This window comes from Enterobacter cloacae complex sp. HYC003_NIDB, assembly GCF_056673375.1.
In genome coordinates this window covers 2,128,198-2,149,874 of the sequence record NZ_CP114220.1, presented here as the reverse complement: position 1 = coordinate 2,149,874, position 21,677 = coordinate 2,128,198, and the positions used below count along the sequence as shown (strand labels likewise).

Here is a 21,677-nt window from a genome sequence, read left to right as displayed (position 1 = left end):
GGTGCGAAGCCGCCACCCGACGCCCTTACACTATTATCCCAACAGCGCTTTCAGCTCCGGCACGCAGGAACCACAGTTCGTGCCGCAGCGCAGCTTCACGCCCAGCGCTGGGGCAGAATCACAGCCTCCGGCTATTGCCTTACGTATCGTATTTTCACCCACGCTGAAGCAGCTACAGATAATTCGCCCGGGATCGGCATCTTCGTCCGGCCGTTGCCCGTGCAGCAGCGCATGGCGTTCAGCAAGTTGGACGGGCGCAGCAGCAAAGGCTTCTTCAATAAACGCATGCGCCAGCGCCGGCAGCGTATGGCCCTCCCAGTAGCCCAGCATCAGCTCACCGTGATGCCAGGCGAGCACGCTGCTGCGTTCTCCCGTCTGTGCCACCTGTAACTGCCAGCCCCGACCGCTGGCGTACGCCATGATCCACGACAGCAACGGCTGCTCCCCCGCCACCGTCAGACGTGAGGCTTTACGCCACCAGCAGACCGACGGCGGCAGCGCTGGCAGCTCGCGGGCATACAGTTCACCCTGCCAGGCCGGTAGCCAGGGCAGGATCCTCACCGCGGTTTGTTTACTCTCCGGCTGGCCGGACCCGGCATCAACCCGCCCTTCCACCAGCGCATTGACCTTACCCTGCCGGGCAAATTGCGCGTTCCAGTGCATCGGCGCAAACAGCTCGCCTGCACGCTGCGCGGTGGAGATACGTACTCTGGCAACCATCACTCCGCGCGGGGAGCTTACCCGCGCCAGCTGGCCGTCAGTCAGCCCGGCGCGCGCCGCATCGGTTGCGTTCATCTCAACAAAAGGCTCATCGATATGCTGCATCAGACGCGGAACATACCCCGTGCGCGTCATGGTGTGCCACTGATCGCGGATCCGCCCGGTATTCAGTATCAAGGGGTACAATTCGTCGACGCCTGCCCCATGCGGGGAGGGGTCAACCGGAACAAGCGTTCTTTGCGGGAAATCACCGGCATGCCACTGATACGGCGCCAGCTCGTCCCACGCCTCTCGTGACAGCGACGCCAGTTCGCGCAGGTTTAGCGCCCGTTCGCCGTTATTTTCAAACGCCGTTAGCGCCGCATGTTCACAAAATATCTCCTGAGGGTGTTCCCAGGCGAAGGCATCGCCATAACCGAGCTGGTCTGCGATCCGGGCGATGATCCACCAGTCCGGTCTGGCCTCGCCCGGCGCAGGCAGAAAGGCGCGCTGGCGGGAGATACGGCGTTCTGAATTGGTCACCGTGCCGTTTTTCTCGCCCCAGCCCAGGGCGGGAAAACGGATATGGGCAAACCGGCTGGTGTCCGTCTCCTGCATCACCTCAGATACCATGACCAGCGGGCAGGCCGCCAGCGCCTGGCACACCGCGTGGCTGTCGGGAAGTGACACGGCAGGGTTGGTGCCCATGATCCACACCGCCTTCACCTCGCCGCGGGCAATAGCGTCAAACAGTTCCACCGCCATCAGGCCCGGGGTCTGCGCCAGCTGTTCCGTTCCCCAGAAACGCGCCACGCGCGAGAGATCGTCCGGCTCGAAGTTCATGTGCGCCGCCAGCTGGTTCGCCAGTCCCCCCACTTCCCGCCCGCCCATGGCATTTGGCTGTCCGGTCAGCGAAAACGGGCCGCAGCCAGGACGGTTGAACTTCCCGCTGGCAAGATGCACGTTAATGATGGCGTTGCACTTGTCGCTGCCGCTGGAGGACTGGTTGATCCCCATGGTGTAGAGCGTGATCGCGCGTGGCGCGGTGACAAACCAGTCGTAGAAGGTGCCAATCTCGTCTGAAGGCAGATCGCAAAACGCCGCCACGCGAGGGATCGGCCACTCGCCGCGCCCCTGAATCAGATTGAGCAACCCCACAAACAGCCCGGCGTCACTGCCGGGTCTGAGCGCGAGGTGGAGATCGGCGATATCGCAGGTGGCGGTTTTACGCGGATCGATCACGACCACTTTCATCTGCGGATTGTTGTGTTTTGCCTGCACCAGCCGCTGATACAGCACCGGATGCGTCCAGGCCGCGTTCGAGCCAACGAGTACCACCAGATCGCTGTTTTCCACGTCCTCGTAGCTGCACGGCACCACGTCTTCACCGAAGGCGCGTTTGTAGCCCACCACCGCCGATGACATGCACAGCCGCGAGTTGGTATCAATGTTCGCCGCCCCGATAAAGCCTTTCATCAGCTTGTTGGCGGCATAGTAATCCTCGGTCAACAGCTGGCCGGAGGCATAAAACGCCACCGCCTGCGGCCCCCATTCGTTGATGATGTTCCGCAGCCGCTCGCCCGCTTCGCCCAGCGCCTGCGGCCATGCCACCTCCCGGCCATCGACAACCGGGCGCAGCAGGCGTCCCTGTAGCCCCGTGGTTTCCCCAAGGGCAGATCCTTTTACGCACAGACGACCGAAATTCGCCGGATGAGTTTCATCCCCCCGAATGCTGACCTTTTCACCGTCTGCGCTGGCGACCACGCCGCAGCCCACCCCGCAGTAAGGGCACGTTGTCCGGGTTTCCGTCATGAAGCCTCCGCGCGCATCACCAGCTCTTCATTTCCAACCCACACCTTGCCGTTTTCGATTTTTACCGGCCAGGCACGCACCGCAGGCGCCCCGCTCTCAGCCTGACACCCGTCGCGCAGACGAATACGTTGCTTGTAGAGCGGCGAGATCACCACCGGTTCCCCCGCCGCATCGCCGAGGATGCCGCGTGAAAGCACGTTCGCGCGGCTGCCCGGCTCCCGATCGTCGAGGGCATAAACGGTTTTGCCAAAGCGGAACAGCGCAATCGGTTTGCGCCCAAGATGCGCGCCAATACCCGCCTGCTCCGGGATCTCGTCGATATTACAAATTTCCTGCCAGCGCTTGTTCCCCTCCGCGGCGGGGACGTTTACCGCGGTGCGGAACAGCGCCAGGCGGTCAGGATCGTTAAGGGTGGTTTGCCATTCGCACTGGTAGGTCTCCACCACCCGGGCCATCTCCTGCTCCAGCTCGTGGGCGATCCCCAGGCTGTCGTTGAGGATCACCTCGCGTAGATAGTCGAGGCCGCCTTCCAGGTTATCCATCCAGGTACTGGTGCGTTGCAGACGATCTGCCGTGCGAATGTAGAACATCAGGAAACGGTCAACGGTGCGGATCAGCGTTTCGTCGTCCAGATCGCTGGCGAAGAGATCCGCGTGGCGCGGCTTCATCCCGCCGTTGCCGCACAGATAGAGGTTCCAGCCTTTGTCCGTGGCAATCACCCCTACGTCTTTGCTCTGCGCCTCTGCGCACTCACGGGTACAGCCGGAGACCGCCATTTTGATTTTGTGCGGCGCGCGCAGCCCCTTGTAGCGGTGCTCCAGCCTGACCGCGAGGCCGGTGGAATCCTGCACGCCGTAGCGGCACCAGGTCGACCCGACGCATGATTTCACCGTGCGCAGGGATTTCCCGTAAGCATGTCCGGTCTCAAACCCGGCCTCTACCAGCGCCTGCCAGATTTCCGGCAACTGTTCGAGCGTGGCGCCAAACAGGTCAATACGCTGCCCGCCGGTAATTTTGCTGTAAAGTCTATAGCGTTTCGCGATCTGGCCGATGGCGATCAGCCCGTCGGCGGTCACTTCACCCGCAGGCATCCGCGGGACGATGGAGTAGGTTCCGTCCTTCTGAATATTGGCGAAATAGCGGTCGTTGGTGTCCTGCAACGGCAGATGCGCCGGTTTCAGCAGATACTCGTTCCAGCAGGAAGCCAATACCGATCCCACCAGCGGCTTACAGATCTCGCACCCGTGCCCCTGACCGTAGCGGCTGATAAGCTGGTCGAAGGTGCGGATATGGTTGACGCGCACCAGGTGGTAAATCTCCTGACGCGAGTACGGGAAGTGTTCGCAGATATCCTTTTTCACCTCCACGCCCTGCGCTGCAAGCTGGAACTCCATCACCTGCTTCACCAGCGCGCTACAGCCTCCGCAGCCGGTCGCGGCTTTGGTGCACTGCTTAATGGCGCCGATATCCGTCGCACCCGCGCTTACCGCCTGGCAGATATCCCCTTTGCTGACGTTATGACACGAACAGATCTGCGCGCTTTCCGGCAGCGCCGCCACGCCCAGCGCTTTCGGCGCGCTGCCTGACGATACGGGTAAGATCAGCGTTTCCGGCTCTTTTGGCAGGCTGATGCCGTTGAGCATCATCTGCACCAGCGTGGCGTATTCGCTGGCATCGCCCACCAGCACGCCACCCAGCAGGGTTTTGCTGTCGTGGCTGACCACAATCTTTTTGTAGATTTGCTGCGGCCCGTGCGTCCACTGGTAGCTCAGCGCGCCCGGCGTGCGCCCGTGGGCATCGCCTAACGACGCCACATCCACGCCCAGCAACTTGAGTTTGGTACTCATATCTGCGCCGGTGAAGCGCTTCTCCTCACCCGCCAGCACAGCGGCGGCCACGCGCGCCATCTGGTAGCCCGGTGCCACCAGGCCAAAGATTTTCCCCTCCCACAGCGCGCATTCACCGATGGCAAGCACATCCGGATCGGAGGTCCGGCAGCCGTCGTCAATGCAGATCCCGCCGCGCTCGCCGACAGCCAGCCCGCTGCTGCGCGCCAGCGCGTCCTGCGGCCGAATACCAGCAGAGAAGACCACCATGTCCGTTTCCAGCTGTTCACCATCGGCAAAGCGCAGCACCAGCCCGTCGTCTGCGGTGGCAATCTCCGTCGTCGATTTACTGGTGTGTACCCCTACGCCCAGCGCCTCAATTTTCTTACGCAGCATTGCCGCGCCGTCGCTGTCGAGCTGCACCGCCATCAGGTTAGGCGCAAACTCCACCACGTGGGTTTCCAGCCCGAGCTGCTTAAGCGCATTCGCCGCCTCCAGCCCCAGCAGGCCGCCGCCAATTACCACGCCGCGGCGAGAGCCTGTCGCATGGGCCGCAATGTTGTCCAGATCGTCGAGGGTGCGGTAGACAAAACAACCCGGCAGATCGTTGCCCGGAACGGGTGGTACGAACGGGTACGAGCCGGTCGCCAGCACCAGCTTGTCCCAGTGAGTCTCATGGCCACTGGCGGTACGCACTACGTGTGCATCACGATCGATAGCGACGATCTGCTGCGAGAGGCGCAGCTCAATGCCGTTATCGGCAAAGAACGCCCCCGCCACCAGCGAGAGCGAGTCCGCGCTGCGTCCGCCAAAATATTCCGACAGATGCACGCGGTCATAGGCCGCATAGCGCTCTTCGCCAAAAACAATAATCTGATATTGCTGATGCAAATTGCGGTTAACGCAGTCTTCGAGGAAATGATGGCCGACCATACCGTGCCCAACCACCACCAGAGTAGGTTTTGTCATAGCGTTCTGTCCTGCAACCTGCGGTTGCGTTGTGAAACGATCGAACAGCCAGTCCGCGTGGGCGGGCGCAGCCGTTGCCAGTAAATCGGTAAAGGTTGCCGCGCTGCGGCAGTCACCCATCAGCAGCACGCCAGCCAGCGCCCCCTGATGGATCAGTAAACGTCGATAGTGACGGGTCAGCGGGTCCCATGAACTCCAGACCACATCGTCCGCCTGCGCCGTCGCGCGTCCGAGGCTGAACAGCGCCACGCCGGTCACCTTAAGGCGCACGCCGTTGTCGGTCAGGGTAAACGGCGCGGTGACCTCCCCGGCCAGCCGCGCGGCAAGAATATCCGCCTGCGCCAGACAGGGGGCGACCAGGCCAAACGTCTGGCCGTCAATTTCGCAGCACTCGCCGATGGCGTAGATATCCGGCACGGAGGTTTGCATCTGCTGATCCACCACGATGCCGCGCGCGCAGCGAATGCCGCTGGCTTTTGCCAGCGCGACGTTGGGCTGTACACCCGTAGCCAGCACCACGCGCGTGGCGGCGATGCGGCGTCCGTCGAGCAACGTCACGGCATCGTCAGCGATGGCCGTGATGCCGGAGGCGAGTTCACAGCGTACGCCCCGCTTCGCCAGCGCCTCGTCAAGCAGCAGTCCCGCCTGCTGATCCAGCTGCTGTTCCATCAGCCACGTGCCGCGATGGATAATCGTGACGTTGTCACCGTTTCGCGCCAGCGCTGCCGCTGCCTCCACGCCGAGTACGCCGCCGCCCAGCACTACCGCCGGCCCGGAGATATTCTGGATGGCGCGGGTCTCTGCCAGGGTGCGAAAGGTGAACACATGCGGTGCATCGCCGCCGGGGATCGGCGGCACTACAGGGGTAGACCCGGTGGCAAACACCAGCGCATCCCAGCCCAGCGTGCGAGCAGAGGTATGCACTTCACGCGCGTTGACGTCTACTGCGAGCGCCTTTTCTCCTCGCAGCACCGTCACGCCTCGTGCCGTGTACCAGTCTTCATCGTGCAGACAGATGTGCTCCGCCTGCTTTTCACCACCCAGCACCGGTGAAAGCTGGATGCGGTTGTACGCCTGCTCAGGCTCGTCACCGATGACGGTGACAGCGAAACGACCGGGAACACGCCCGGTGAGCGACGCAATCAGCCGGGTTGCCGCCATACCATTACCGATAATGACCAGTCGCATCGTGCCCCCTCATTACGCCGCTTTCGGCTGTTTTTCGTAGAGGAAATGGAGGATCTGCTGGCGCATGTGGTGATAGCGGCTGTCATCCGCCAGCTGCACCCTGTTGCGCGGGCGCGGCAGATCGACGCGCAGGATCTCACCCACGGTGGCCGCCGGGCCGTTGGTCATCATCAGTACGCGGTCAGAGAGCAGTACCGCCTCGTCCACGTCGTGGGTGATGAGCACGATGGTGGTGTTCAACGCCTGCTGGATCTGCATCACCGAGTCCTGAAGATGGGCACGCGTCAGCGCATCGAGCGCGCCAAACGGCTCATCCATCAGCAGCACTTTCGGCTTCATTGCCAGCGCCCGGGCAATCCCGACGCGCTGCTTCATACCGCCGGAGATCTCCCCGGGGCGCTTATGCAGCGCGTGGCCCATCTGCACCCGGTCGAGGTTGTGCTCAATCCACGCTTTGCGCTCGGCCTTACTCATGGTGTGACGGAAGACCTGATCCACCGCCAGCGCCACGTTGTCGAAGCAGGTCAGCCACGGCAGCAGCGAATGGTTCTGGAACACCACCGCGCGCTCGGGCCCCGGCCCGGCGATTTCGCGGTTGTCGCAAATCAGCCCCCCTTCCGTCGGCAGCGTGATCCCGGCGATCAGGTTTAACAGCGTCGACTTGCCGCAGCCGGAGTGACCAATCAGACTGACGGTTTCGCCCTCGTGGATATCAAAAGAGACGTTGTGCAGCGCCAGAAACTCGCCGCTGGCGGTGGAAAAACGCTGGCTCACGGCCTGGACCTGAATTAACGGTTTCATCTTCACTCCTTATTTTTCCTGCCAGCTAAAGCGACGGGCGATCAGCATCAGCCCCTGCTCCAGCAGCAACCCGACCACGCCAATGATGACGATGGCGATGAGAATGTTTTCGACGTTGAGGTTGTTCCACTCATTCCAGATCCAGAATCCAATGCCTAAACCTCCGGTGAGCATCTCGGCGGCGACAATCACCAGCCAGGCAATGCCAATGGAAAGACGTACCCCGGTGAGCACCGCAGGCAGCACGGCGGGGAAAAGAATGCGGCGCATGATGGTCCACTCTGAGAGTTGCAACACCCGGGCCACGTTGAGGTAGTCCTGCGGAATACGGCGTACCCCTTCAGCGGTGTTGATTACCATCGGCCAGATGGAGCAGATAAAAATGGTCCAGCTCGATGCAGGCTCCGCTTTCTGGAACAGCAGCAGGCCGATAGGCAGCCAGGCCAGCGGGCTGACGGGACGCAGGAGCGCGATCAGCGGGTTGAACATGCGCGAGAAAAAGGTGAAGCGGCCAATCAAAAAGCCCAGCGGAATGCCCGCCATCGCTGCCAGACCGAAGCCGATGGCGACGCGCTGCAACGACGCCAGCACGTTCCAGCCAATGCCCATATCGTTTGGCCCGTCGCGATAAAACGGATCGGCAAACAGGGTCATGGCCGAATCGAGCGTGCTGAGCGGCGTCGGAAAGCCTTTACTGTTTATCGCCGCCAGCTGCCAAAGCACCACCAGCAGGCCGAGACCGAGCAGCGCCGGGATGACGCGCTGTAAAAAATCATTCATCCGACGCGTAAACGCTGGCGTACGACGGCGAACCTGTAGCGGAGGCAGGACAATCACTTCCCCGCTCTCTGACGTCTCTTGTGGTTTTGTATTTTGCAGATGCTGCATACTCAGGCCCCTTTACGGTGAATGGCGAAGCGGTTGGCGTACCCTTCCGGATCGGTGCCGTTCCAGACGGTGCCGTCCATCAGGGTGCTGCTGCGATACGGTGATGACGGTGTGGACATGCCGCCCACGGCGGTCGCGGCATCCTGCCAGACCGCGGTCTGGTTAATACGCTGTGCAATGCCCGCGTAATCCGGCACGGCGTTGAGCAAGCCCCAGCGGCGGAACTGGGTTAAGAACCACATGCCGTCGGAGAGATACGGGTAGCTCACGGCACCCTCGTTGAAGAAACGGATCGGGTGCGCATCCTGCCAGCGCTGACCGACCCCGTTGTCGTACTCGCCAAGCATACGTCCGGTGAGATACTGTTCCTTGCAGTTGAGCCAGGCGCGGCGCGAGAGGATCTGCGCGGTTTCGCGTTTGTTTTCCGCTGACGCCTCGATCCAGCGCGCGGCTTCCATCACGGCGCTCACCAGCGCCCGTGCGGTGTTCGGATTTTTCGCCACCCAGTCGCGTCGGGTGCCGAGGATCTTTTCCGGGTGATCGGCCCAGATGGACTGCGACGTGGCGGCGGTAAACCCGATGCGGTCGTTAATCGCCCGCGCGTTCCACGGCTCGCCGACGCAAAACCCGACCATGTTGCCAATGCGCATGTTCATCACCATCTGCGGCGGCGGCACCACCACGGTGCGCACGTCGTCAAACGGGTTAATCCCCGCGCTGGCCAGCCAGTAGTAGAGCCACATGGCGTGCGTTCCCGTCGGGAAGGTATGCGCGAAGGTGTAGGTTCCCGGCGCCTGCTGCGCAATCAGCTTTTTCAGCCCGTCGAGGTCACGAACGCCCCTCTCCGCCAGATCGCTGGAGAGCGTAATGGCCTGTCCGTTCTGATTGAGGGTCATCAGGTTCGCCATCTGCTGTGGCTTGCCCGCGATCCCCAGCTCCAGACCGTACAGCAGGCCGTAAAGAATGTGTGCGGCGTCCAGTTCGCCCGCCACCAGCTTGTCGCGCACCGCCGCCCAGCTCGCCTCTTTGGTCGGCACAATAGTAATGCCATGCTTTTTATCGAACCCCTTCAGAGCCGCGATAACCACGGGCGCGCAGTCGGTCAGGGGGATAAACCCGATACGCACGGTATCCTGCTCCGGCTTATCTGACCCCGCCGCCCATGCGGCCTGCATGACACCCGGCAACAGCATCGCACCACTCGCCAGCATGCTGGCCTGCAATAACCGCCGTCTCGACAAATCCGCCATAATTGCTCCTGAAAAAAGGCAAAAAAAAGCGCCCGACGGTGCTGAAGCACCGCTGGACGCCTTTATCCCGAAGACGCATGCACCGCCGTTGGCGCATCGTCGAAAATGGTTAATCTGTTAATGCAAAGGTAATGCCAGCTTTTCATCCCCGGCGTTACGGGGTTTCTGCAAGAAGAGCGCTGTTTTACGCACCTCAATCAGGCACAAAATGCCCACTGACTGTGCAACTACTCCCCAGGGGGTATCTTCCAAAGATTTTTCACCGTAAGCAGCGCACGGGCGATATCCACCATGCGTTGGTTTTTATCCATCGCCATTTTGCGCAGGGCAGTCCACGCCTGCTCCTCGCTCATGTTCTGGTGCGTCATCAGCACGCTTTTGGCTTTGTCGATGGTCTTACGCTCCTCCAGCGTGTCGCGCAGGGAAGCAAGCTGACGGGAGAGTTGCTCAATTTCACGCGCCTGCTGGCGCACCAGCGGCAGCAGCGGTTTATCCGGAAATCGCGCCAGGATATCGTCGTGTTCATCGTCTGCGTGCAGGTTTTCGCTATAGCGGCGCTCCTCAACTGCCGTCATCAGATCGGCAATTGCCACCTCCTCCAGCGTGCGCAGGTGCTCAAGGCGCGCGGTTTGCAGGGCAAACCATTTGAGGGCGGTATCGCCGTTATCTGCCGGAGGCTGGCGGGTGCACGCTTCACGCCTGAGTTTTTCAGTCTCCAGACCCGGCTGGCAGTTGAGGATAAACGTCTCCTGCACGTCTGGAGTGCAATGGGAGATAAAAACCTCAAAGCAGGCCTGCTGGCCATCAATGCGATCCACCAGCCGCTGGCGGGTTTCATCGTCAAAGAATCCCTGGGTGAAACCAATAGCCCCCAGCGCCCGCTCTTGTCCCACAAGTTCTTTGCCCTGCATCAGGCTGTAAAGGGCCACAAATCGGCCCGCGATGTGCGGATCGTCAATGCTGTCGCTGAGTTGGGGTACGATACTGAGCAAATGTCGCAGTATGCGGCTGTAATGTTCCATCGCCTGCGGCGCGGTGACGCATTGACCTGTAACGCCATCACGCAGCGCCGTTAGCGTCTCAAGGCCGTGCAGTGCGCTGGCAATACGTTCGCACAGGGCGCTGCCCGGCAGCGGTTCGTTAAACTGAAGGTGCAATGCGGCGAGGTTTTCATCCACCAGGGCCCTGCTGGCCTTGCATTCAGGCGCGTACAATTTGCCCTGCGAGCAGAGCCAGACATTTGACGCACCGCGCTCGCACTGTAGCATATGCACCAGTCGACTGATGCCGTTCACCAGTGCGCCCAGCTGCGCCAGTCTGCCGAGCTGTTCCTCGCGCAACATTCTCGCACGCTGGAACCATTCGGTTGCGCCAGGGGAACTGCCAGCCACTATCGTCATCGTTTCTCTCCCCGATACGTATTCTTCGGTACGAGAAGCAATATTCGTGCCTTTTCAAAGAACAGGAGTCAACATGCAGAAGATTGTGATCGTCGCCAACGGTGCGGCCTACGGCAGTGAATCCCTTTTTAACAGCCTGCGCCTGGCAATCGCGCTGCGCGATAAGGAGAGTGAGCTGGAGCTGCGCCTCTTTTTGATGTCCGATGCCGTCACGGCCGGGCTGAAGGGGCAGAAACCCGCAGAGGGCTACAACATTCAACAAATGCTGGAGATCCTGACCGCGCAAAACGTTCCGGTCAAACTGTGCAAAACCTGTACCGACGGGCGCGGCATTACCGGGCTACCGCTGATTGATGGCGTGGAAATTGGCACGCTGGTGGAGCTGGCTGAATGGACGCTTTCCGCCGATAAAGTATTAACTTTTTAATAATAACCCGCTAAAAATATTATTTTCTTATGGACGCGGTTTCAGCATCAAGTTTACCTGCACCGTTGCCGATAGGCATGGAAACAACACAGCAGGTATTACACTTATGTTCAGATCCATACGCGCCCGCATCATTGCCGCGACGACAGGCTGTCTGGTCGTCGCCCTTCTTCTTAATACTATTATTAACTTTCAGGTCACGCGCCAGGATAACCAGCAGTCGCAGCGCGATATTCTGACCAGCACCAGCGCCAGCCACAACATGGCGATTGCCGACTGGGTGAACAGCAAAATGACCGTCATCACCTCGGCGCAACCAGTCGCGCTCAGCGACGATCCGGTTCCGGTGTTTAAACAGCTTGCGCTGGCGGGTGGATTCACCAACGTCTACGTGGGTTATGCCAGCAAAACGGCTAAATTTTCTGACCCAACCGGGGTACCCGCTGATTACGATCCCACCCTTCGCCCGTGGTATCAGCAGGCCGACAGCGCTGATGGTCCGGTAGTGACTGCACCTTATGTAGACGCGGGCACCGGGAAACTGGTGGTGACGTTCGCGGTACCGGTTAAAGAGCAAGGCGCCCTGAAAGCAGTGGTGGCGGGCGATGTGGCGATGGACAGCGTGGTGGCTAACGTGCGCGGTATTCACCCGACTCCGGCCAGCAGCGGACTGCTTCTGGACAGCAACGGCACCGTTATTGCCGGCAGCGATCCTGCGCTGACGCTTAAGCCTTTTACGGAGACGATCAAAGGGACCGATTTTGCCACCCTGAAAAGCGGCAACCTGGTTGACGGAACGTTTAACGGACGCGAAAAAATGTTCCTGGCCACCGCCGTACCGGGGACGCACTGGCTGCTGGTTGTGGCGCTCGATAACGGCGATGCCACCGCCGGGATGCGGTCATTGCTAAAAGCATCTGCACTGTCTCTGGCGATCCTCGCCCTGCTGAGCGGAGCCCTCATGCACCTCCTGATTGCCCGCCTGCTTAAGCGGCTGTCCGGTATCCGTGACGCGATGAACAACATTGCTAACGGTACTAACGATCTGTCGCAGCGTCTGCCGGATAAGGGGGGCGATGAAGTGGCGCAAATCGCGCAGGCGTTTAACGCCTTCAGCGATAAGCTTTCTGTGGTGATGGTCCAGCTGCGTGATGCCAGCGCCTCAGTGAAAAACGCCGCGCATGAGATTGCGGCAGGTAATCAGGATCTTTCCGGGCGTACCGAGCAGGCGGCATCAAGCCTTCGCGAAACCGCCAGCGCCGTGGAAGAGATCACGGCCTCCGTTACGCAGTCAAACGAGTCGGCAGCAGAAGCGAACGAACAGGCGAGCAAGGCCTCAGCCGCCGCATCCCGCGGAGGCGACGTCGTCGCTCAGGCCATCAGCACCATGCAGTCCATCGAACTGGCTTCCGCGAAAATCGGCGATATCACCAGCGTCATTGACGGCATCGCCTTCCAGACCAATATTCTGGCGCTTAACGCCTCGGTGGAAGCGGCGCGTGCCGGGGAGCAAGGCCGTGGGTTCGCGGTCGTTGCGGGGGAAGTACGTAACCTGGCCAGCCGCAGTGCTCAGGCGGCGAAGGAGATCAAATCCCTTATTGATTCCACCACCGAAAGCGTTGCAACCGGCTCCCGGTTTGTGCACCTTGCGGGCGACAGCATGGATGAGATCCGCGCCAGCGTCGGGAGCGTGTCAGGCATTATGCGTGAAATATCCATTGCTACCCGCGAGCAGATGAAAGGGATCCATGAGATTAACCACGCGGTGACTCACCTGGATCGCATGGTGCAGCAGAACGCCGAACTTGTTGTACAGTCTGCTGCGGCGGCCAGCGCGCTGCAAAGCCAGGCGGGCGACCTTGCTGAGACCGCTGGCCATTTCCGCATATAATTTTTCCCGGGCGCGCGTTAAGCAGGGTAAACGCGCGTCCGCTGAAAGGTTTCAGGGATTTTGTCATTTTTGTTTAATCGTTGCGCCATTTTTTGATCGAAATCAGCATCCCACCCCTGCCCCTTTGGTGTTATGCAATGAGTAAATTGTGAACAACATCACGCTCGGGATGGGCAAAAACGACGGGGTATAAAATGGCACGAGTTAAAACGAGTCTGAAACTGTTTGGCGGGGATACGGTAGTGGTACGTTGCTCAGAGCGTTGCCGCATCCATCTGATGAGTACAAAAGGACAGAAGCAATCGCAGGCAGATATCCTTACCGTCCAGGACGATAAGGCCTGGCTGACGGTGCCTTACACCGGCACCTGGGATGTGCTGATCGACAGCCACAGCCAGTCGCTCGAACATTCCGTAAGTTACGTGGCGGCATAACAGTCAACGCCCGGCCAGCCGGGCGTATTATCAGGCAAAACCCGGCCGCAGCGTATTGCTGAGCGGGTTCCCTTCCAGCAGCGCTTTCACCTTCACCACCAGCTCACTCAGACAGTCGTCCTGCATACCGAGACGCGTCAGCTCCTGATCGAGCGAGAAAAGGTACTGGGCGTTAGTGCCCAGCGGTCCGCTGGCGGCGGCAATCAGCGGGGCAATCACCTGGGTTCGGGTATCGGCTTCATACAGCGGGTGGCGCGGATCCATAATGAACACCAGCGCGTTGACGGTGCGCCCGTCATCCAGTTCCAGCTTGCACCAGCTGGGCATATAGCAGCCCGTGATCATCTCGCGCTTCCACAGCAGCGTCAGCTCATCTTCCAGCGTGGTATCCGGCAGCCGGTATGCCACGCCCGTGGTGCGCCCGCCTTCTTTTAGTGCAAGCATGCGGCCAGGCTGACACGCGCTGCCGCGTCCGGCGGTCAGGCGCAAACAGAAGGCGCGGTGCCAGCCAGGCAGCGTTCCGGTTGCCGATTCAACAAATTCGAGCGCCGGGTTCCACATCAGCGAGCCGTAACCAAAGATCCAGACCGGGCCATCATCCGGGCGGCAGGCCAGCGTTGCCGCAAGCGACGCCGCACGTTGTTCAGCCGACCACAGAAGCGATTCCTCAATAGCACCAAATGCCGTCTTACAATCTGCCTTCATCAAGAAATCACGCGTTAACACATTCCACCTCCGCCACTGCATGCTTCCTTGCGACATCTGTAATTCGCCTTCCCGGCATTCTGTGCTGTTCATTTTAACAGCAGTTGAGCAACGATAAGCAATTCGCGGGCCAGATGCAATACAGCGGCAGATCAACCGCCTGAAATGTCAAAATGGAGGCAGCGTGTTATTTGGCGGCTATTTCTTTTTGTGCCATTTATCATCGTCCCCTTTCTCATAGTCATTTTTCACGGCGGCCCAGGCCACCTTATGCGCCGTCTCTTCACGGCTGGCATCGTCCCGGCGATCTTCTTTATCTTTGTACTGATCCCAGGCGCTGTTAAAGGCTTCTTTGTAGATATCCTGGGCGTGGGCAGGCAATACGTTTTGCACGTTATCCGGTAATTCGCTTTTCGATTTGTATGGCATCGTTAACCTCTCTTTTGGCTAAAAGATAAGTGTGGACGACGATACGCGAGGGTGCCACCCAACAGAAAGAAATGAACAATATAAAAATGCAATTCATTGTTATTAAACTAATATTTAACAGAGATAAGGCATTATAATGCCTCAGACATAAAAATTATAATAAAGGGTAAAATTAAGTAAAAAATACAGGGTATTTAACAGATTTCTGTTAATTTAATACCTTTAAAATCTATCTATAATTACAAGCACCTGCATTGTTGGAGAAACACATGACAGCAACACACGAGGCGGTAAAAACCCGCCACAAGGAGACCTCTCTCATTTTCCCGGTTCTGGCACTGGCTGTGCTGCTCTTCTGGGGAAGCAGTCAGTCATTGCCAGTGGTTGTGGGGATCAATATTCTGGCTCTGGTGGGTATTTTAACCAGTGCATTTAGCGTGGTACGCCATGCGGATGTGTTAGCCCACCGTCTTGGAGAGCCGTATGGGTCATTAATTTTAAGCCTTTCGGTTGTGATTCTTGAAGTCAGTTTAATTTCCGCATTAATGGCCACCGGCGACGCCGCGCCAACGCTAATGCGCGATACGCTCTACTCCATCATTATGATTGTTACCGGCGGCCTGGTCGGTTTTTCACTTTTATTAGGTGGTCGCAAATTTGCCACCCAGTACATGAACCTCTTTGGCATTAAACAGTACCTGATCGCCCTGTTCCCGCTGGCGATTATTGTGCTGGTGTTCCCGATGGCGCTGCCGGGTGCAAATTTCACCACCGGCCAGGCGCTGCTGGTGGCGCTGATTTCCGCGGCGATGTACGGCGTGTTCCTGCTGATCCAGACCAAAACGCACCAGAGCCTGTTTGTTTACGAGCATGAAGACGACGGCGACGACGATGACCCGCATCACGGTAAGCCGTCGGCGCACAGCAGCGCGTGGCATACGGTTTGGCTGATCGTGCATCTGATTGCCGTTATTGCTGTCACCAAGATGAATGCGAACCCGCTGGAGGCGCTATTAACTGAACTGAACGCGCCGGTCGCCTTTACCGGTTTCCTGGTGGCCCTGTTGATCCTGTCGCCAGAAGGCCTGGGAGCGCTGAAAGCGGTGCTCAATAATCAGGTGCAGCGTGCGATGAATCTGTTCTTCGGCTCCGTTCTGGCGACCATCTCCCTTACCGTTCCGGTGGTGACGTTGATTGCCTTTATGACGGGAAATGAATTGCAGTTTGCGCTGGGTGCGCCAGAGATGATTGTGATGGTGGCATCCTTGCTGCTGTGCCAGATATCCTTCTCCACCGGCCGCACCAATGTGCTGAACGGCGCGGCGCATATGGCGCTGTTTATTGCGTATCTGATGACGATATTTGCGTAATTTTTTTTGCCGGGTGCGCTGCGCTTACCCGGCCTACGAAACCCGTAGGCCCGCGCAAGCGTAGCGCCGCCGGGCAAAGAAAAACCCGCCGAAGCGGGTTTTTTTATTAGTTGCTGGTATCCAGCTCGTCGAAGCTCTTCACCAGATCGTCAATCGCTTTGATCTGTTTCAGGAACGGCTCCAGCTTATCCAGCGGCAGCGCGGATGGACCGTCGCATTTCGCGTTAGCCGGATCCGGGTGCGCTTCAATGAACAGACCCGCCAGGCCGGTTGCCATACCGGCGCGCGCCAGTTCGGTCACCTGCGCACGACGCCCGCCAGACGCGGCGCCAAACGGGTCGCGGCATTGCAGGGAGTGGGTCACGTCGAAAATCACCGGGGACTGGTTAGAGACGTTCTTCATCACGCTGAAGCCCAGCATATCCACAACCAGGTTGTCATAACCGAAGTTTGAACCACGGTCGCAGAGGATCACCTGGTCGTTACCGCCTTCGATAAACTTGTCGACGATGTTACCCATCTGGCCAGGGCTCACGAACTGCGGTTTTTTCACGTTAATCACGGCACCGGTTTTCGCCATCGCTTCTACCAGGTCAGTCTGGCGAGCGAGGAACGCCGGAAGCTGAATCACGTCTACCACATCAGCCACGGGCTGTGCCTGAGACGCTTCGTGCACGTCGGTGATCACTTTCACGCCAAACGTCTGTTTCAGCTCCTGGAAAATCTTCATCCCCTCTTCCAGGCCCGGGCCACGGTAGGAGTGAATGGAGGAGCGGTTGGCTTTGTCAAAAGAGGCTTTAAACACGTACGGGATGCCCAGCTTTTGGGTCACGGTCACGTAGTGTTCGCAGATGCGCATAGCGAGATCGCGGGATTCCAGAACGTTCATACCGCCAAACAGCACGAACGGCAGGTCGTTTGCCACGTTGATATCACCAATGCTAACCACTTTTTGTTTCATAGGATCGCCTTATTCAGGTGTGAATCGGAATTAAGATTAATGCAGTGTAATGTGTTTATGCGCGATCGCGTTAATCTGCGCGCGGATCATCTCGCTGATCGGGTCTTCCGGACATTGCTCGACGAAATAATTCAAATCATTCAGCGCCACGTGCTCGCAGTCGAGCTGCGCATAAATCAGGCCGCGGTCGCGGATTTCGTACGGATCTTCCGGATTGAACTGCAACAGCACTTCGCTTGCGCGCAGAGCCAGCTCCATCTGACGCTCTTCCATCAGCGCAGACTTCAGCGTATCCAGGAGCTTGCGGATCACTTCGGCGTTATCGGCTTCATCGAGATCTTCATTGAACAACTCAGCTATCGGGCTGATGTTGCCTTTCAGCCAGACGTCCAGCGTATGCTCATCCAGCGTGTCGCCGTTAAACGGATTGATTAACCACATCTCACCGTCCAGCCACTCCGCCCGCAAAATCATCTGCGTCGGGAAAATGACCGGCACCAGTGGAATATCCAGCTCGTGCGCAACCCACAGTAAAATGGCGCCCAACGCGACGGCGCTGCCCTGACGATTTTTCAACACCTGGTCCAGCCACAGTGCGTCAGACAGGCGGTACACGCCTCGCGTGTCGCAGAAACCCCATTCGCCGTAGAAAAGCTCAATCAGCTTCTCTAATTGCCAGTCCTGCGGACGTGCCTGATTGATCTCTTCGCGCGCCAGGCTGACCAGATTCTCCAGTTCAGCGTAAACGTACTGTGACGTAAAATCGTCGCGGATCATCTCTGAAATCAGGATCATACCATCGCAGAGCGGCACTTTGTTAAATTCGAAATCGGCTAAGGACCTCATGACTTACCCCAGTAACGGTATTCTTGTGGTGGCGAGTTTAATGATGATGTACAGCACCACCAGACCCAGCAAAAAGGCGATAAACCCTGTCTGCTGGCTGCGCGGACGATGACGCCCAAGCGCGATAAAACCCAAAACGATGTAGATGATAACGCCAAACAGCTTTTCAGTCAGCCATGCGCCTTTATCAGTAAATGGCAGATAGCCGGTTTTCCACATTAACCCGGCTCCGGAAAGGAACAGCACCGTGTCGATACAGTGCGGGGCGATGCGTACCCAGCGGGCGTTAATCAGCGGATTGTTGCTGTAGCGCCACCAGTAGCGGGCAATGAAAAAGCCGATGGTCAGGGCAACGGAAATCAGGTGAACGGAGATCAGCAGCGTAAACAGGCTCATGACCACTGCCCCAGCGTCAGACGTTCATTGCCGCCGTAATCCCGGCAGGTTTCCACGGCAGCGTATCCGGCACGCGTAAACAGCGCTCGCACCGCCTCTCCCTGCGTCCAGCCATGTTCCACCAGCAGCCAGCCACCGGGAAGCAAATGTTGTCGTGACGTTGTCACAATGTGATCGAGATCCGCAAGTCCCTGATTCGCAGCGACCAGCGCGGTCAACGGTTCAAAACGCACGTCGCCCTGCGCGAGATGCGGATCGTCTTCGTCGATGTAGGGCGGATTGCTGACAATCATTTCAAACATGCGGCTTTCAAGCGCGGCAAACCAGCTGCTTTGCAGAACGGAAACATTGTTCAGCCCCAGCCGTTCAACGTTGCGCCGCGCGAGGGCGACCGCATCAGGCATCACGTCTACCGCCGTCACGGTGCAGTCCGGTCGCTCGCTGGCAAGCGCCAGCGCAATCGCGCCGGTGCCAGTACCGAGATCGAGGATCTGACACGGCTGCGCCGGTAACCGCGCCAGCGCCTGCTCCACCAGACACTCGGTGTCCGGGCGCGGGATCAGCGTGGCCGCTGAAACGTACAGCGGAAGTGACCAGAACTCGCGTTCGCCAACCAGATGCGCCACCGGCTCGCCGGTTTTACGGCGGGCAAGCAGCGCCTCCAGCTGCGATTGCTGTTCAGCGGTCAGCGCGGTTTCGCCGAAAGCCAGCAGATACGTGCGGGCTTTACCCGTCACATGCTCAAGCAGAATTTCGGCGTCGCGCTTCGGGCTTTCACTTGCAGAAAGCTCACTGGCGGCATGGCGTAACCAGCGCTGAAAATCCATTAATCCTGCTCGGACAGTGCCGCCAGCTGGTCGGCCTGGTATTCCTGCACGATAGGCTCAATCAGCATATCGAGCTTGCCTTCCATCGCCTCATCCAGACGGTAGAGCGTCAGGTTGATGCGATGGTCGGTTACGCGACCCTGCGGGAAGTTATAGGTACGGTTACGGTCGCTACGATCGCCGCTGCCCAGCAGGTTACGGCGGGTAGAGGCTTCCGCCTGCTGGCGTTTCGCCATTTCCGCCGCGTGGATACGGGCGCCCAGCACGGATAACGCTTTAGCTTTGTTCTTGTGCTGGGAACGTTCATCCTGACACTCAACCACAATCCCGGTGGGCAGGTGAGTAATACGGATAGCGGAGTCGGTGGTGTTAACGTGCTGACCACCTGCCCCTGATGAGCGGAAGGTGTCGATGCGCAGATCTGCCGGGTTGATATCCGGCAGTTCCGCTTCCGGCAGCTCCGGCATCACCGCCACCGTACAGGCTGACGTATGAATGCGTCCCTGAGATTCTGTCGCAGGCACGCGCTGCACGCGGTGACCTCCGGATTCAAACTTGAGACGACCGTACACGCCGTCGCCGCTGATCTTGGCGATAACCTCTTTGTAGCCGCCATGCTCGCCTTCGTTGGCGCTCATGATCTCCACGCGCCAGCGACGGGATTCGGCATACCGGCTGTACATACGGAACAGATCCCCGGCGAACAGCGCCGCTTCGTCGCCACCGGTACCGGCGCGGACTTCCACAAAGGCGTTACGCTCATCATCCGGATCTTTCGGCAGCAGAAGCACCTGAAGCTGCTGCTCCATCTCTTCTGAACGCGCTTTCGCATCCTGTAACTCTTCCTGCGCCATCTCGCGCATCTCAGGATCGTCGAGCATCATCTGCGCGGTTTCGATATCTTCCTGGACCTGTCGCCAGTCGGTAAAGCATTTTGAAACATCACTTAACTGCGCGTATTCACGCGACAGCGCGCGAAAACGTTCCTGGTCGGCAATGATCCCGGCATCGCCGAGCAGCGCCTGGACTTCTTCATGGCGCTCGTGCAGAGCTTCCAGTTTAGCGACGATAGAAGGCTTCATAGGCGTAAATGCACCTTGTCTTAGAAAATGGGTATAGGGCGCTATTCCAGCCCGAGGCTGTTGCGCAGAATTGTCAGGCGTTCATCGTCCCCGTCACGGGCAGCCTGCTGAAGAGATTTGGTTGGGGCATGGATCAGGCGGTTGGTCAGTTTCCAGGCCAGATCCTGCATAATCGCCTGCGCGTCGCCGCCCTGTTCAAGGGCCGCTAACGCTTTGGCCGTCAGGTCATCACGCACCTGCTCCGCCTGACCGCGGTATTCGCGGATGGTCTCGCTGACGCTTTGTGCGCGCAGCCAGGCCATAAATTCGCTGGTTTCCTGCTCAACAATGGTTTCCGCCTGCACAGCCGCCGCCTTACGCTGGGCAAGGTTGTGCGAAATGATGCTTTGCAGGTCATCCACGCTGTACAGGTAGGCGTTCGCCAGTTTGCCCACTTCCGGTTCGACATCACGCGGAACGGCGATATCCACCAGCAGCATCGGCTGATTGCGGCGGGATTTCAGCGCACGCTCGACCATCCCTTTCCCGATAATCGGCAGCGGGCTGGCGGTAGAACTGATAATAATGTCCGCCTCTTTCAGACGTTCATCGATGTCGCTCAGCGCAATCACCTCAGCGCCCACTTCATCTGCCAGCACCTGCGCACGTTCGCGGGTGCGGTTGGCGATGATCATCTTCTTCACCTTGTGTTCGCGAAGATGGCGCGCCACCAGCTCGATGGTTTCGCCCGCTCCCACCAGCAGTACGGTGACGGTCGACAGGGATTCAAAAATTTGACGGGCAAGGGTACAGGCCGCGAAAGCAACCGAAACCGCACTGGCGCCAATGTCGGTTTCGGTTCGCACACGCTTCGCCACGGAGAATGACTTCTGGAACATTCGCTCCAGTTCGCTGGCTTTCAGATGCCCTTTCTGGGAATCCGCGAAGGCTTTTTTCACCTGGCCGAGGATCTGCGGCTCGCCCAGCACCAGCGAATCCAGACCGCTGGCCACGCGCATCAGATGGCTGACCGCATCGTTATCCTGATGCCAGTACAGGCTGTTGCGCAGTTCTTCTTCGTTGAGGTTGTGGTAGTCACACAGCCAGCGGATCAGCGCCTCGTGCAGGTTGTCCTGCTCTTCTACGCTCAAATACAGCTCGGTACGGTTGCACGTCGACAGCACCACGCCACCCTGCACCATCGGCTGTGCAAGCAGGCTGTCCAGCGCCAGGTCGAGCGTATCCGGCGAAAACGTAACGCGTTCTCGCAGTGAAACCGGGGCCGTTTTGTGGTTAATACCGAGTGCTAATAGGGTCATGTTGAGCGGGAGTAGTACCAGCGTTAATAAGGTTAGCAGGACGCATCATACAGGATGCGCGAGATCAATAAAAGAGACTGCCCCCTTTCGGAGTAATAGCTTACGCCACGCTTTGAGATAATTTGAACGTAGACGGTGGCACCCTTCAACGCTAGCATTAACAGTTATAACTGCAACG

The 21,677-nt window shown here is 58.9% G+C and carries 18 protein-coding genes; 4 read left to right on the top strand and 14 right to left on the bottom strand.

Annotation, left to right across the window (positions count from 1 at the left end; genetic code table 11):
• Positions 1 to 33 precede the first annotated feature (33 nt).
• The 6 genes from O1722_RS10085 to nasR form a co-directional block, all read right to left on the bottom strand.
• Positions 34 to 2,511 (bottom strand): nitrate reductase, encoded by a 2,478-nt coding sequence (locus tag O1722_RS10085; protein ID WP_032669672.1) that lies wholly within the window; start codon positions 2,509 to 2,511, stop codon positions 34 to 36.
• Positions 2,508 to 6,494 carry a nitrite reductase large subunit NirB gene (gene nirB, locus O1722_RS10080; protein ID WP_072209404.1) on the bottom strand — a complete coding sequence of 1,329 codons (3,987 nt, stop codon included), beginning with the start codon at positions 6,492 to 6,494 and terminating at the stop codon, positions 2,508 to 2,510. Before nirB ends, O1722_RS10085 begins: the two co-directional genes overlap by 4 nt.
• Before the next feature lie 12 nt (positions 6,495 to 6,506).
• Complete coding sequence (locus O1722_RS10075) at positions 6,507 to 7,295, bottom strand: ABC transporter ATP-binding protein (RefSeq protein WP_032648515.1); 789 nt, start codon at positions 7,293 to 7,295, stop codon at positions 6,507 to 6,509.
• Between the two features lie 9 nt (positions 7,296 to 7,304).
• A complete protein-coding gene (gene ntrB / locus O1722_RS10070) occupies positions 7,305 to 8,183 on the bottom strand; it encodes a nitrate ABC transporter permease (protein ID WP_015570358.1) in 879 nt (292 codons plus the stop codon).
• Positions 8,184 to 8,185: 2 nt separating this feature from the next.
• Positions 8,186 to 9,433, bottom strand: a complete 1,248-nt coding sequence (locus O1722_RS10065; protein ID WP_033486842.1) for a CmpA/NrtA family ABC transporter substrate-binding protein — start codon at positions 9,431 to 9,433, stop codon at positions 8,186 to 8,188.
• Positions 9,434 to 9,660: 227 nt separating this feature from the next.
• Complete coding sequence (gene nasR / locus O1722_RS10060; protein WP_033486841.1) at positions 9,661 to 10,833, bottom strand: nitrate regulatory protein NasR; 1,173 nt, start codon at positions 10,831 to 10,833, stop codon at positions 9,661 to 9,663.
• 73 nt (positions 10,834 to 10,906) lie between these two features.
• On the opposite strand from nasR, the gene O1722_RS10055 reads away from it, so the two are divergent.
• From O1722_RS10055 to O1722_RS10045, 3 genes are all read left to right on the top strand, one after another.
• Positions 10,907 to 11,260 carry a DsrE/DsrF/TusD sulfur relay family protein gene (locus O1722_RS10055; protein WP_015570354.1) on the top strand — a complete coding sequence of 118 codons (354 nt, stop codon included), beginning with the start codon at positions 10,907 to 10,909 and terminating at the stop codon, positions 11,258 to 11,260.
• Between the two features lie 106 nt (positions 11,261 to 11,366).
• Positions 11,367 to 13,151: a methyl-accepting chemotaxis protein gene (locus O1722_RS10050; protein WP_479954564.1), complete on the top strand. Its 1,785-nt coding sequence runs from the start codon at positions 11,367 to 11,369 to the stop codon at positions 13,149 to 13,151.
• Positions 13,152 to 13,345: 194 nt separating this feature from the next.
• Positions 13,346 to 13,585, top strand: coding sequence for a hypothetical protein (locus O1722_RS10045; protein WP_015570352.1), 240 nt, complete (start codon positions 13,346 to 13,348; stop codon positions 13,583 to 13,585).
• A gap of 30 nt (positions 13,586 to 13,615) precedes the next feature.
• Here the strand turns inward: O1722_RS10045 and O1722_RS10040 are convergent, their stop codons facing one another.
• A complete protein-coding gene (locus O1722_RS10040; protein WP_017384255.1) occupies positions 13,616 to 14,311 on the bottom strand; it encodes a gamma-glutamylcyclotransferase in 696 nt (231 codons plus the stop codon).
• Between the two features lie 177 nt (positions 14,312 to 14,488).
• Complete coding sequence (chaB, locus tag O1722_RS10035; RefSeq protein ID WP_003856674.1) at positions 14,489 to 14,719, bottom strand: putative cation transport regulator ChaB; 231 nt, start codon at positions 14,717 to 14,719, stop codon at positions 14,489 to 14,491.
• Positions 14,720 to 14,988: 269 nt separating this feature from the next.
• On the opposite strand from chaB, the gene chaA reads away from it, so the two are divergent.
• A complete protein-coding gene (gene chaA, locus O1722_RS10030; protein ID WP_003856672.1) occupies positions 14,989 to 16,089 on the top strand; it encodes a sodium-potassium/proton antiporter ChaA in 1,101 nt (366 codons plus the stop codon).
• A gap of 106 nt (positions 16,090 to 16,195) precedes the next feature.
• Here the strand turns inward: chaA and kdsA are convergent, their stop codons facing one another.
• Genes kdsA through hemA form a run of 6 tightly spaced genes read right to left on the bottom strand, consistent with a single transcriptional unit; the run spans position 16,196 to position 21,499 of the window.
• Positions 16,196 to 17,050, bottom strand: a complete 855-nt coding sequence (gene kdsA / locus O1722_RS10025; protein ID WP_003856671.1) for a 3-deoxy-8-phosphooctulonate synthase — start codon at positions 17,048 to 17,050, stop codon at positions 16,196 to 16,198.
• A 36-nt stretch (positions 17,051 to 17,086) separates the two neighbouring features.
• The gene (gene sirB1 / locus O1722_RS10020) at positions 17,087 to 17,896 is read right to left on the bottom strand and encodes an invasion regulator SirB1 (RefSeq protein ID WP_006810913.1); all 810 of its coding nucleotides are present in this window, start codon (positions 17,894 to 17,896) and stop codon (positions 17,087 to 17,089) included.
• Positions 17,897 to 17,899: 3 nt separating this feature from the next.
• Positions 17,900 to 18,292 carry an invasion regulator SirB2 gene (gene sirB2, locus O1722_RS10015; RefSeq protein ID WP_023296762.1) on the bottom strand — a complete coding sequence of 131 codons (393 nt, stop codon included), beginning with the start codon at positions 18,290 to 18,292 and terminating at the stop codon, positions 17,900 to 17,902.
• Positions 18,289 to 19,119, bottom strand: a complete 831-nt coding sequence (gene prmC, locus O1722_RS10010) for a peptide chain release factor N(5)-glutamine methyltransferase (protein WP_023303859.1) — start codon at positions 19,117 to 19,119, stop codon at positions 18,289 to 18,291. The genes sirB2 and prmC overlap by 4 nt, the downstream gene beginning before the upstream one ends.
• Positions 19,119 to 20,201: a peptide chain release factor 1 gene (gene prfA / locus O1722_RS10005; RefSeq protein WP_023296764.1), complete on the bottom strand. Its 1,083-nt coding sequence runs from the start codon at positions 20,199 to 20,201 to the stop codon at positions 19,119 to 19,121. Before prfA ends, prmC begins: the two co-directional genes overlap by 1 nt.
• A gap of 41 nt (positions 20,202 to 20,242) precedes the next feature.
• Positions 20,243 to 21,499, bottom strand: a complete 1,257-nt coding sequence (gene hemA / locus O1722_RS10000; protein ID WP_003856666.1) for a glutamyl-tRNA reductase — start codon at positions 21,497 to 21,499, stop codon at positions 20,243 to 20,245.
• Between the last annotated feature and the right edge of the window lie 178 nt (positions 21,500 to 21,677).

Coding starts and splice junctions, on each gene's coding strand:
- sirB1 (WP_006810913.1), bottom strand. CDS start 17,896: ATGAGGTCCTTAGCCGATTTCGAATTTAACAAAGTGCCGCTCTGCGAT.
- chaB (WP_003856674.1), bottom strand. CDS start 14,719: ATGCCATACAAATCGAAAAGCGAATTACCGGATAACGTGCAAAACGTA.
- O1722_RS10075 (WP_032648515.1), bottom strand. CDS start 7,295: ATGAAACCGTTAATTCAGGTCCAGGCCGTGAGCCAGCGTTTTTCCACC.
- sirB2 (WP_023296762.1), bottom strand. CDS start 18,292: ATGAGCCTGTTTACGCTGCTGATCTCCGTTCACCTGATTTCCGTTGCC.
- hemA (WP_003856666.1), bottom strand. CDS start 21,499: ATGACCCTATTAGCACTCGGTATTAACCACAAAACGGCCCCGGTTTCA.
- O1722_RS10065 (WP_033486842.1), bottom strand. CDS start 9,433: ATGGCGGATTTGTCGAGACGGCGGTTATTGCAGGCCAGCATGCTGGCG.
- chaA (WP_003856672.1), top strand. CDS start 14,989: ATGACAGCAACACACGAGGCGGTAAAAACCCGCCACAAGGAGACCTCT.
- O1722_RS10045 (WP_015570352.1), top strand. CDS start 13,346: ATGGCACGAGTTAAAACGAGTCTGAAACTGTTTGGCGGGGATACGGTA.
- O1722_RS10085 (WP_032669672.1), bottom strand. CDS start 2,511: ATGACGGAAACCCGGACAACGTGCCCTTACTGCGGGGTGGGCTGCGGC.
- nirB (WP_072209404.1), bottom strand. CDS start 6,494: ATGCGACTGGTCATTATCGGTAATGGTATGGCGGCAACCCGGCTGATT.
- prfA (WP_023296764.1), bottom strand. CDS start 20,201: ATGAAGCCTTCTATCGTCGCTAAACTGGAAGCTCTGCACGAGCGCCAT.
- O1722_RS10055 (WP_015570354.1), top strand. CDS start 10,907: ATGCAGAAGATTGTGATCGTCGCCAACGGTGCGGCCTACGGCAGTGAA.
- nasR (WP_033486841.1), bottom strand. CDS start 10,833: ATGACGATAGTGGCTGGCAGTTCCCCTGGCGCAACCGAATGGTTCCAG.
- prmC (WP_023303859.1), bottom strand. CDS start 19,119: ATGGATTTTCAGCGCTGGTTACGCCATGCCGCCAGTGAGCTTTCTGCA.
- O1722_RS10050 (WP_479954564.1), top strand. CDS start 11,367: ATGTTCAGATCCATACGCGCCCGCATCATTGCCGCGACGACAGGCTGT.
- ntrB (WP_015570358.1), bottom strand. CDS start 8,183: ATGCAGCATCTGCAAAATACAAAACCACAAGAGACGTCAGAGAGCGGG.
- kdsA (WP_003856671.1), bottom strand. CDS start 17,050: ATGAAACAAAAAGTGGTTAGCATTGGTGATATCAACGTGGCAAACGAC.